General features: G+C 65.3%; 10 protein-coding genes and 1 pseudogene. 4 read left to right on the top strand and 7 right to left on the bottom strand.

Features of this window, described 5'->3' with window-relative positions; all coding sequences use genetic code 11:
- Nucleotides 1-702, top strand: a 702-nt coding sequence (locus tag AC1D00_RS11825; RefSeq protein WP_477010791.1) for a methyl-accepting chemotaxis protein, incomplete at its 5' end; no start/stop codon positions are given.
- 70 nt (nt 703-772) lie between these two features.
- Here the strand turns inward: AC1D00_RS11825 and AC1D00_RS11820 are convergent.
- The 3 genes from AC1D00_RS11820 to AC1D00_RS11810 all read right to left on the bottom strand — a co-directional run bounded on the left by AC1D00_RS11820 (nt 773) and on the right by AC1D00_RS11810 (nt 3,239).
- On the bottom strand, nt 773-1,459 hold the full coding sequence (locus AC1D00_RS11820; protein ID WP_477010790.1) for a glutathione S-transferase family protein: 687 nt from the start codon (nt 1,457-1,459) through the stop codon (nt 773-775).
- 132 nt (nt 1,460-1,591) lie between these two features.
- The gene (locus AC1D00_RS11815; RefSeq protein WP_027543635.1) at nt 1,592-1,918 is read right to left on the bottom strand and encodes a hypothetical protein; all 327 of its coding nucleotides are present in this window, start codon (nt 1,916-1,918) and stop codon (nt 1,592-1,594) included.
- 190 nt (nt 1,919-2,108) lie between these two features.
- Nucleotides 2,109-3,239 carry a DNA methyltransferase gene (locus AC1D00_RS11810; protein ID WP_477010789.1) on the bottom strand — a complete coding sequence of 377 codons (1,131 nt, stop codon included), beginning with the start codon at nt 3,237-3,239 and terminating at the stop codon, nt 2,109-2,111.
- 480 nt (nt 3,240-3,719) lie between these two features.
- On the opposite strand from AC1D00_RS11810, the gene ypfJ reads away from it, so the two are divergent.
- Nucleotides 3,720-4,655, top strand: a complete 936-nt coding sequence (gene ypfJ, locus AC1D00_RS11805) for a KPN_02809 family neutral zinc metallopeptidase (protein ID WP_135177857.1) — start codon at nt 3,720-3,722, stop codon at nt 4,653-4,655.
- A gap of 163 nt (nt 4,656-4,818) precedes the next feature.
- Nucleotides 4,819-5,382, top strand: a complete 564-nt coding sequence (gene moaB / locus AC1D00_RS11800; protein ID WP_404558492.1) for a molybdenum cofactor biosynthesis protein B — start codon at nt 4,819-4,821, stop codon at nt 5,380-5,382.
- A gap of 146 nt (nt 5,383-5,528) precedes the next feature.
- On the opposite strand, the gene AC1D00_RS11795 is transcribed toward moaB, so the two are convergent.
- A complete protein-coding gene (locus AC1D00_RS11795; protein WP_477010788.1) occupies nt 5,529-6,458 on the bottom strand; it encodes a bifunctional helix-turn-helix transcriptional regulator/GNAT family N-acetyltransferase in 930 nt (309 codons plus the stop codon).
- Between the two features lie 62 nt (nt 6,459-6,520).
- Nucleotides 6,521-7,096, bottom strand: a complete 576-nt coding sequence (locus AC1D00_RS11790) for a glycosyltransferase family protein (protein WP_135177854.1) — start codon at nt 7,094-7,096, stop codon at nt 6,521-6,523.
- Nucleotides 7,097-7,380: 284 nt separating this feature from the next.
- Here AC1D00_RS11790 and AC1D00_RS11785 point away from each other — a divergent pair, with 284 nt between their 5' ends.
- The gene (locus AC1D00_RS11785) at nt 7,381-8,220 is read left to right on the top strand and encodes an RMD1 family protein (protein ID WP_027543629.1); all 840 of its coding nucleotides are present in this window, start codon (nt 7,381-7,383) and stop codon (nt 8,218-8,220) included.
- A gap of 94 nt (nt 8,221-8,314) precedes the next feature.
- Here the strand turns inward: AC1D00_RS11785 and AC1D00_RS11780 are convergent, their stop codons facing one another.
- Nucleotides 8,315-9,595, bottom strand: a complete 1,281-nt coding sequence (locus AC1D00_RS11780; RefSeq protein ID WP_477010787.1) for an acetate/propionate family kinase — start codon at nt 9,593-9,595, stop codon at nt 8,315-8,317.
- Nucleotides 9,596-9,599: 4 nt separating this feature from the next.
- Nucleotides 9,600-10,157 (bottom strand): annotated as a pseudogene (locus AC1D00_RS11775) (phosphoketolase family protein); the annotation flags it as partial.
- Between the last annotated feature and the right edge of the window lie 51 nt (nt 10,158-10,208).

Genomic DNA, 10,208 nt, shown 5'->3' with positions numbered 1-10,208 from the left:
GAGGTTGCCAGCGCCTCCCAGGAGGCCTCGGCCAACGTGCAGGCGGTTGCGTCCGCGACCGAAGAACTCTCCTCCTCTGTCGGCGAGATTGCCCGCCAGGTGCAGGAATCCGCCCGCATCGCCAGCGAGGCTGTGGGGCAGGCGAGCAGGACCAACGACCGGGTCGGCGAGCTCTCCAAGGCGGCGGCGCGCATCGGCGACGTGGTCGAGCTGATCAGCACCATCGCCGGCCAGACCAATCTGCTGGCGCTGAACGCCACCATCGAGGCGGCGCGCGCGGGCGAGGCCGGCCGCGGCTTTGCCGTGGTTGCCTCCGAGGTCAAGGCGCTGGCCGAGCAGACCGCGAAGGCCACCGGCGAGATCGGTCAGCAGATTTCCAACATCCAGGCCGCCACCGAGCAATCCGTTGGCGCCATCAGGGAGATCAGCGGCACCATCGAGCGGCTGTCGGAGATCTCCTCGACGGTCGCGGCTGCCGTTGAACAGCAGGGCGCGGCGACGCAGGAAATCTCCCGCAACGTCCAGCAGGCGGCCCACGGCACCCAGCGCGTCTCSACCAATATCGGCGACGTGCAGCGCGGCGCTTCCGAGACCGGTTCGGCCTCCTCGCAGGTGCTCTCCGCGGCGCGCTCGCTGTCTTCAGACAGCAACCGGCTGAAGCAGGAGGTCGCCAAATTCCTGAACTCGGTCCACGCCGCCTGACCGGCGCGGACGTCTCAAAAGCAAAGGTCCACGCGCATGCGCGTGGACCCGGGTTGAGGGCGTAAGGCGATCAGGCGACCTTGGTCGTCATGTGCTTGAACATGTTGCCTCTCGCCTCGTCGTCCATCTCGGTCTTGAAGGTGAACTTGTCCTTCAGCGCGATCGCGCGCGCGGCCGCGGGGCGCGCCGAGATCTCGTCCACCAGCCGCTTCACGTTCGGGTATCGCGCAAAGGCGTCGTCGCCGAGCTTGAACGGCACCATCCGCGCCCAGCCCCACAGCGCCATGTCGACGATCGAATAGCTGTTGCCGACCATGTAGCGGCGGCCTTTGAGGTGGCCGTCGAGAATCTTGTAGTGGCGATCGGTCTCGTACTGATAGCGGTTATTGGCGTAGTCGTGGTTCTGGTCCTTCGGCGCAAAATGCTTGAAGTGCACGGCCTGGCCCGAATACGGGCCGACGCCGGTGGCGATGAACATCAGCCATGACAGCGTCTCGCCGCGCAACGAGGCGGCGGGCAGGAATTTTCCGGTCTTCTCGGCGAGATAGAGCAGGATGGCGTTCGAGTCGAACACGATCGTGCCGCCATCGTCGATCGCCGGCACCTTGCCGTTCGGATTGATCTCGAGGAATTCCGGCGTGAACTGCTCGCCCTTGCGCGTGTCGATCTTCACCGGCTCGAAGGGCAGGCCGCACTCTTCGAGATAAAGCGCGACCTTGGTCGGGTTCGGCGAACCGTTGAAATAGAATTTGAGCATCACACATCTTCCCAGTGTTTCTTGCCGAGAGCGAACGCAGCATCATTGCCGCGGGACCGGCCTCTCTTGCCTGAAGCTCGTCGGGGAGGGCAACCGGAGAGTTTGCCGGGCGGTATCTGCGCCCCGCGCAGATCAGCCGGCGTAACAAAGGCCGATCGCCGCCGTAATAATCATCCCGGCGCCGACGGCTTCCAGCCGCAGCCCGAGCCGCGCGGCAAGATGCATGTCGGAGGCCCGCGCCGATCGCTCCGATCCCCGCGAATAGCCATGCACGATGACGTCGTGATTGAAATTGTCGTGCGCCTCGTTGCTGCTGGCGAGCCCGACGCAGATCACGAGCACGCCGAACAGGGCGAGGCCGAAAAATCCCAGCAGCGCGATCAGGAACATCGGAAACATGCCGACCAGGAAGATCGGCAGCAGCGGCACCAGCAGCAAGGTCTCGGACTGTCGTCGCATGGGGCCCACCGGTCAGGACGGGGCTGATCGGACGAATCTAGTCCTGGTGGCGGCGGCTTTCAACCACCCCCTCGTCATTCCGGGGCGCGCCTCTTGGCGCGAGCCCGGAATCCATTGGGCGGCGTGTGCTCTGGTTCGATGGATTCCGGGTTCTCGCTTCGCGAGCCCCGGAATGACGACGGAGAGGATTTTACTCCGCTCCCATGCCCGCGCGGATCTCGGCGCGGAGCTCGTCGATCAGCTTGAGACCCTTCTTGGTCTCGACGTGCCAGAAGGTCCAGCCGTTGCAAGCCTGCGCGCCTTGCGCCACGGCGCCGATGCGGTGGATCGAGCCGACCTTGTCGCCCAGCATGATGGCGCCGTCGGCGCGAACCAGTGCGCCGAGCTTCTTCTTGGCGTCGAACAGCTTCGTGCCGGGCATGATCATGCCGCGCTCGATCAGCTCGGAGAACGCCACCCGCGGCGCCTCGCGCGCGGTCATGAACGGGGCGAGGCTTTGCTCAGGCAGCGGCTCGACCGCGGCGATGCGGGCTTCCGCCGCCTTGGCGTAAGTCTTGTCGCGCTCGAAGCCGATATAGGAGCGGCCGAGACGTTTTGCGACGGCGCCGGTGGTGCCGGTGCCGTTGAAGGGGTCGATCACGAGGTCGCCGGGTTTTGACGACGACAGCAGCACACGCGCGAGCAGGCCTTCCGGTTTCTGCGTCGGGTGCACTTTCTTGCCGTCGGCGCCCTTGAGGCGCTCCTCGCCGGTGCAGAGCGGGATCAGCCAGTCGGAACGTGCCTGCACGTCCTCGTTCGCGGCCTTCAGCGCTTCGTAGTTGAACGTGTAGCCCTTGGCCTTCTCGTCGCGCGCGGCCCAGATCATGGTCTCGTGCGCGTTGGTGAAGCGGCGGCCGCGGAAGTTCGGCATCGGGTTGGTCTTGCGCCAGACGATGTCGTTCAGGAGCCAGAAGCCGAGGTCCTGCATGATCGCGCCGACGCGGAAGATGTTGTGATAGGAGCCGATCACCCAGATCGTCGCCGACGGCTTCATCGCGCGGCGGGCGGCAAGCAGCCAGGCGCGGGTGAAATCGTCATAGGCGGAGAATGAATCGAACTTGTCCCAGTCGTCGTTGACGGCATCGACATGGGATTCGTCGGGGCGCTTGAGATCGCCCTTGAGCTGGAGATTGTACGGCGGATCTGCGAACACCAGATCGACCGAACCAGCCTGAAGCTTCGACATCTCGGCGACGCAATCACCGAGGATGATGCGATGCGACGAAGACTCAAAATTTGTGCGGGGCGCCCTTGCAGACGCCCCGCGACGCGACACTACCATGACTCAAGAACTCTGACTCAGGCGACGCTGTCGGCGACGCGGGACCAAACAACCGACTGACCGTTACATTGAAGGCGCAAAGTAAAAATCGACTTAATCCGCCGCTTTCGTGTGCAGGCCTCGCATCGCGCGTCGTGCGTGGTTCGCTATTCGCATTCGCCGAGTTTTACAGTGTATTTCGCGCTTCTTCGCGTTGCGGGAGCAGCCGGAGCTGCAAAACGACTCCAAATTTCTCTCGGAAAAAAATGCACGCCCCCCGGAAAAAATTGCTGGCATCGGCACGCTGTCGCACTAGGCAATAATTGCCGAGCGGGATATTGATTAACACAATGGAAATTCTAAGTGTCTGGCACGTTGAGCTTTTGCGCCTCTGCGCCCAAATCTTTTACGCCTAAGTTCCTTGGGCCCAAGTCTTGAGCCCAAGTCTTGGGCCGAAGTCTTGGGCCCATGTGATGCCAGCAAGGACTGAGGGAAGCCACCATGCGCTACGATGATTTCCGCCGCAGCGACGACATCGAGGATCGTCGCGACGATGGTGGTGGCGGCGGYGGTGGAGGAGGCGGGTTCGGCCTGCCCATGGGCGGCGGCGGGCTCGGTATCGGCACCATCATCGTGCTCGGCCTGATCGGCTATGCCTTCGGCATCGATCCGCGCATCCTGATCGGCGGCGCCGAGATCCTCACCGGCGGCGGCCAGGCGCCGAGCTACCAGACCGATCGCCAGTCGACGTCGGCCAAGCGCGGCGCGCCGACCGACGAGATGGGCAGCATGATCTCCGGCATCCTCGGCGAGATCGACGACCGCTGGAGCGAGATCTTCCAGGCCAGCGGCCAGTCCTACACCGGTCCGAAGATCGTGCTGTTCCGCAACGCCACCAATGGCGGCCGCTGCGGCATGGCGCAGTCGGCGATGGGACCGTTCTACTGTCCGCCGGATCGCACCATCTTCCTCGACACCGGCTTCTTCCGCGAGGTCGAGACGCGCTTCCGCGGCTGCTCCGGCAAGTCGGCTTGCAATTTCACCACCGCCTACATCATCGCGCATGAAGCTGGCCATCACATCCAGAACCTGCTCGGCATCATTCCACGCGTGACGCGGCTTCAGCAGCAGGCCGGCAGCAAGGCCGAGGCCAACGCGCTCCAGGTGAAGGTGGAGTTGCAGGCGGACTGCCTGTCCGGTGTCTGGGTCAACCGCGAGGCGAAGAAGCGTCCGAACTTCCTGGAAGCCGGCGATATCGACGCCGCGCTGACCACGGCCAGCGCGATCGGCGACGACACGCTGCAGCGCCAGGCCACGGGACGCGTCATGCCCGATTCCTTTACCCATGGCTCCGCCGCGCAGCGCAAGCAATGGTTCATGACCGGCTACCAGCAGGGCACGGTGCAGGCCTGCAACACGTTCGGCGGCGGGTCGTAGTACACTGGACTTCGTGCCCCGGACGTAGCGCAGCGCTTCTTCAGCGGTGCGCTGCAGAGCCGGGGCCCACAATGCCGGTCTCCCAAGCCTCTGACATGGGTCCCGGCTCTGCGGAGCAGCGCTGGCGCTGCGCCGCGTCCGGGACACGTGAGGAAAAAGAGTAATGGCCTCCATCGACGAAGCAAAACAGTTCATTCCGCTGAACATCGCGGTGCTGACCGTCTCCGACACGCGCGCRCTCGCCGACGACAAGTCCGGCCAGACGCTCGCCGACCGCCTCACCGGCGCGGGCCATCATCTTGCGGCGCGCGAGATCGTTACCGACGACGTCGAGGCTATCCGCGCCGTCATCCGCAGCTGGATTGCGGATGCCGGCGTCGACGTCGTCATCACAACCGGCGGCACCGGCTTCACCGGGCGCGACGTCACGCCCGAGGCGATCGAGCCCTTGTTCGAGAAGCGCATGGACGGTTTCTCGATCGCATTCCACATGCTGAGCCACGCCAAGATCGGCACCTCGACGATCCAGAGCCGCGCCACCGCGGGCGTTGCCGGCGCGACCTACATCTTCTGCCTGCCGGGGTCGCCCGGCGCCTGCCGCGACGGCTGGGACGGCATTCTCGCCGCCCAGCTCGACTACCGCACGCGCCCCTGCAATTTCGTCGAGATCATGCCGCGCCTCGACGAGCATCTGCGCCGGCCGAAGGCGCAGGGCGCGACGGCGTAGCTTTATCTTTCTTCTCCCCTCATGTCCGCCGAAGCCTTGGCGAAGGCGGATGTGGGAGAAGGTGGCGCGAAGCGCCGGATGGGGGCTTGTCTCCACGCGCACAAAGGGGCGAGGGCACAATCATGCGCATCGCGCCCGCAGCGAAATCAGAGATCCAGCTCCYAGGTCTCGCCCACCAGATCTGCACCGAAGCTGTGGTGCTTCTCTTCCTTCACGAGCTTGAAGCCCGCATTTTGATAGATGCCGCGCGCGGCGAGCAGGATGCTCTGCGTCCACAGCGTCATCTTGCTGTAACCCCTCTCGCGTGCGCCCTGGATGCACTGCTCGACCAGTGCGCGGCCGACACCGAGCCCCCGCGCCTTCTTCTCCACCTGCAACAGGCGCAGCTTGGCGATCGCGTCCGTGGCCTTGACCAGAAAGATCGAGCCGACCGGCTCGCCACCCACTTCCGCGATCCAGCAGTGCTCGCGCGCGGCGTCGTAGTTCTTGATGAACTGTGCGCAGATCTCGGCGACCAGTGCCTCGTAGCTGATGTCCCAGTTGTAGTCCGCGGCATAGGCGGCGGCTTGCCTGGAAATGACCCAGCCCATGTCGCCGACGCGATGGCTGCGCAGCATGAAGGCCGCAGGCTGGCTTCGACGTGGATCCAGCACGGCCTCGATGGTCGCCATGGCCTGCGTGAGCCGCGTTGCATCACCGGCTGAAAGCTGAGCCAGCATCGCGGCGACCTCATTTTGCGAGCTCAGGTTCAGCTTGGCGAAGGTCTGGCGGCCCTTGGCGGTGAGGCTGAGCTGGTATTGCCTGCGATCTGCGGGCAGGGGCCTTCGCGTGATCAGCCCCTTTTCGTCGAAGCTCTGGACGATGCGGCTGAGATAGCCGGGGTCGAGACCAAGCTCGATTCCGATCTCTTTCGCCGCCAGATCGTCGCGGTGCGCGAGTTCATAGAGCACCCGAGCCTCGCTGAGGGAAAACGGGCTTTGTCCAAGGTGCTGGTCGAGCACGCCGAGCTTGCGGGTATAGAAGCGGTTGAAGGCGCGGACCGCCGTGATGTGGTCGTCTGTCCCGTCAAATGGCATGGGTCACCTCGATACTTGCCATTGTCAAATAATTATTTGACGTTGGCAAGTATTTGGTGGCGTCAGCCGACCATGACGATCCGGCTGCGCAGCATGGTCCGGGACGAGCGGCCGAGCCGCCGGAGGAGCCGCGCCTCGGAGCGGCGGGCCTGGGGCGGGTAGCCGCCGATCCGGTCGTAATGGTCGCGCGCGATCAAGAGTCCCTGATCGCCGAGCGGGCCGACCAGCTTGCGGGCCACGGCGCGGAGCACGTCGCGGAATCCGGTATCGGTGTAGGGCGAGCGGGCATAGCGGAACACCGCCGCCCGGTCCCGGCCGCTGCTCGCGACGGCCTGGATGAACTGGGTGGTCTCATCGATCCAGCCGGTTTCCAGCACGGCGCCTGCGGGCAGGAACATCAGCCAGGGCGAGCGGGCCTGGAGCGCGCCGGCGGCGAGCGCCGCGCCCTGCGAGGATCCCTCGTAGCCGATGAAACGGCAACCGGCGACGTCGGCCACGCGCTCGATGACGCCGTTGCGGGTGCCGTCGACCAGGAGCACTTCGCGGATGATGCCCGCGGCGGCACCGGGGACCAGCGCGGCCAGAGTTGCAACCGCCGTCTGCTCGACGCCCTCGGTCGGAATGATGACGCTCAGCATGATTGAGGCTTCGATGTCCGCACTTCGGGAGAAGCGTAACTTGTTATGATGTTGTCATAAACACGCKGCAATGCCGAGTGCAACTTTTCGGCGGGGCTTAGCTGTTCGATGGTAAACTGCCGGAGCTAAACTGACAGCGCCATCGCATCCAAAGATGTTCCGCGCGAGGTGGCAATATTGCCGAATATTTCAGCGCAATTTCGCCTTGACCGTATTAATCCGGAGCGGGACGACGCCCGGGAACGGGAAAAGCAGGCAATCCACGGTGCTGGAGAGAGCTTCGCATGACCGCCGATCAACTCGCCGTTAGCGCGCCGTCAACATCTCCCAGGCCGGCCGCCGCGCCGACCTTGCGGATCCGGGCGCTGATGCTGGGCGACCGCATCAATGCCTCGGGCCTCGAGCTCGGCGCGCTGGTGTCGTCGACGCCGGCCGCCTTCCGCGTCCATGCCGGCCTTGCCGTGATCTTCCGCTACGGTGTCGTGGTGCTGATCGGCCTTTTGCCTTCGGAGGAGAAGGTGCTGATCGACGGCCTGAAGCCGCGTGTGATCGGCGAGTTCAGCCCCTATGAGGAGGAGACCGCGCAGGCGCAGCTCTGCAACGACGAGAACGCCGAGGCGATCCAGCCGGGCGGGCCGATCTGCCTCGCCAAATTCTCCGATGACCGGTTGCTTCTGGTCGCCGACGCGCTCGCCAAGAGCACGTCGCTGGCGCGCGACGAACGGCGTGTCGCCGCGGTGTTCGACGTCATCGAGCCGTTCGCGCGCGAGCTCGCCGAGCGCGGCCGCACGCCGCGCCGGCGCAGGGCCATTCTGCAACTGATCGGCAACGCGCTGCTGGTGCAGCAGCGCGTTGCGGGCCGCGTCGCCGTTGCCGAGAAGCCCGATGTGCTCTGGGAGAAGCCCGAGCTCGACCGCCTCTATGCCCGCCTCGAAGACGAGTACGAATTGAAGGAGCGCCTGGACACGCTCGAGCGCAAGCTCACCGCCGTGTCCGAGACCGCCAACGCGCTGACCGACATCATCGACACCCAGCGCTCGCTCCGCCTCGAGATCGCGGTGGTGGTGCTGATCCTGATCGAAGTCGCGATCGGGTGTATCCAGATATGGTCGGGGACGCATTGAGCTCTTTGGTCGCCGCACACGCTTCTTTGGCGATACGTCCTCGGCCTGCATGGTTCGAGACGCGCCGCAAGGAGGCGCTCCTCACCATGAGGGTCTAGGATCTCGCTGCGCAGCAGGACCTCATCCTGAGGAGCCCGCCAACAGCGGGCGTCTCGAAGGATGGCCACGGCAAGACTGCCTGCATGCGATGGTCTAGCCGCAGCACCTCCGCGCAATGCCGCGCGATCGCTAGTTCCTCATTCGTTGGGATGACGAACACCTCGACGGGACTATCGCCGTCGCCGATGCGCTCGCGTCCCTCATCATTCGCGACGGCATCGATGCGCACGCCGAGCCAGGCGAGGCGCTCGCCGATCGCGCTGCGGATCTCCTTCGCATGCTCGCCGATGCCGCCGGTGAAGACCAGGCAGTCCAGTCCGCCGAGCGTGGTCGCCATCATCGCGATCTCCTGCGCCGCACGGAAGACGAAGAGGTCGACTGCTTCCCGTGCTGCAGCCTCGCGGCTTGCGAGCAGCGTGCGCATGTCCGCGGAGAGGCCGGAAACGCCGAGCAGGCCTGACTCGTGATAGAGCAGGTGCTGGATATCCTCGACGGACATTCTCTCGTGCAGTTGCAGATAGAGCAGCACGCCGGGGTCGATCGTGCCGCTTCGCGTGCCCATCACGAGGCCGTCGAGCGGCGTCAGTCCCATCGTGGTGTCGACGCTGCGGCCGTTGCGGAGTGCGCAGAGGCTTGCGCCATTGCCGAGATGCGCGATGACGGTGCGCTTGGCGACCAGCTGCGGCGCGATTCCGGCGAGGCGGCCCGCGACATATTCGAACGACAGCCCGTGAAAGCCGTAGCGCCGGATGCCCTGCTGTTCATAGCGTCTCGGAATCGCGAATCGGCTCGCAGGCGGTGCAAGTCCGTGATGGAAGGCGGTGTCGAAGCAAGCGATCTGGGTCAGCGCGGGGCGGATCGCGGAGAGGGTGCGGATCGGCGCGAGGCAGCGCGGCTGGTGCAGCGGGGCCAGCGGCGTCAGCGCCTCCAGCTTCGCGTAGACATCGTCAGTCAATTCGACCGGACCTGAATGATCCGGCCCGCCGTGGACGATGCGGTGGCCGGCCGCGCGCAAGCTGTCTTGTCCGAACCTGTCGTCGATGAAGGCGAGCACGTCGGCGAACAGATGGCCGCCATCGGCATCGGTCTCGTCCCGCCGCTTCTCGAACAGATCTTCGCCCGCAGCGCCTTTCACGACGAGCCGGGGCTTGGCCTCGTGCTCGTCGAGCAGGCCCTTGCAGAGCAGCGCAGGCTCGGCCGCCGAGATCTCGAACAGGCCGAACTTGATGCTCGACGAGCCCGAGTTGAGGACGAGAACCGCCTCTAGCGCCGGCATGGCCTCAGCCCGGCTTGCCCGGCCAGACCCAGTCGCGGATCTCGGGCATGTCCTCGCCGTGCTCGCGCACGTAACGTGAGTGTTCGATGAGCTTGTCGCGGAGCTGCTGCTTCACCTGCGCGGCCCTGGTCGCAAGACCCGGCACGCGTTCGATCGCCTCGATCGCGAGGTGGTAGCGGTCGAGCGCGTTGAGCACGACCATGTCGAACGGCGTCGTCGTGGTGCCTTCCTCGGCGAAGCCGCGCACATGCAGGCCGGCATGGTTGGTGCGGTTATAGGTCAGCCGGTGGATCAGGTGGGGATAGCCGTGATAGGCGAAGATCACCGGCTTGTCGCGCGTGAACAGGCCGTCGAAGTCGCGATGGGACAGGCCGTGCGGGTGCTGATCTTGCGGCTGCAGCGTCATCAGGTCGACGACGTTGACGACGCGGATCTTCAGATCCGGCAGCGCCTTGCGCAGGAGGTCGACGGCGGCAAGCGTCTCCAATGTCGGCACGTCGCCGGCACAGGCCATCACGAGATCGGGCTCACCGCCCGTGTCTTCCGTGCCCGCCCAGGTCCAGTCACGAGATCGGGCTCACCGCCCGTGTCTTCCGTGCCCGCCCAGGTCCAG

The organism is Bradyrhizobium sp. P2_E8 (assembly GCF_056403875.1).
This window is presented reverse-complemented; position numbering and strand designations above follow the sequence as displayed.

Excerpts from the sequence above, each read along its gene's own strand:
- AC1D00_RS11820 (WP_477010790.1), bottom strand. The coding sequence starts at position 1,459 with ATGCTCAAATTCTATTTCAACGGTTCGCCGAACCCGACCAAGGTCGCG.
- AC1D00_RS11780 (WP_477010787.1), bottom strand. The coding sequence starts at position 9,595 with ATGCCGGCGCTAGAGGCGGTTCTCGTCCTCAACTCGGGCTCGTCGAGC.
- AC1D00_RS11815 (WP_027543635.1), bottom strand. The coding sequence starts at position 1,918 with ATGCGACGACAGTCCGAGACCTTGCTGCTGGTGCCGCTGCTGCCGATC.
- AC1D00_RS11810 (WP_477010789.1), bottom strand. The coding sequence starts at position 3,239 with ATGGTAGTGTCGCGTCGCGGGGCGTCTGCAAGGGCGCCCCGCACAAAT.
- AC1D00_RS11785 (WP_027543629.1), top strand. The coding sequence starts at position 7,381 with ATGACCGCCGATCAACTCGCCGTTAGCGCGCCGTCAACATCTCCCAGG.
- AC1D00_RS11790 (WP_135177854.1), bottom strand. The coding sequence starts at position 7,096 with ATGCTGAGCGTCATCATTCCGACCGAGGGCGTCGAGCAGACGGCGGTT.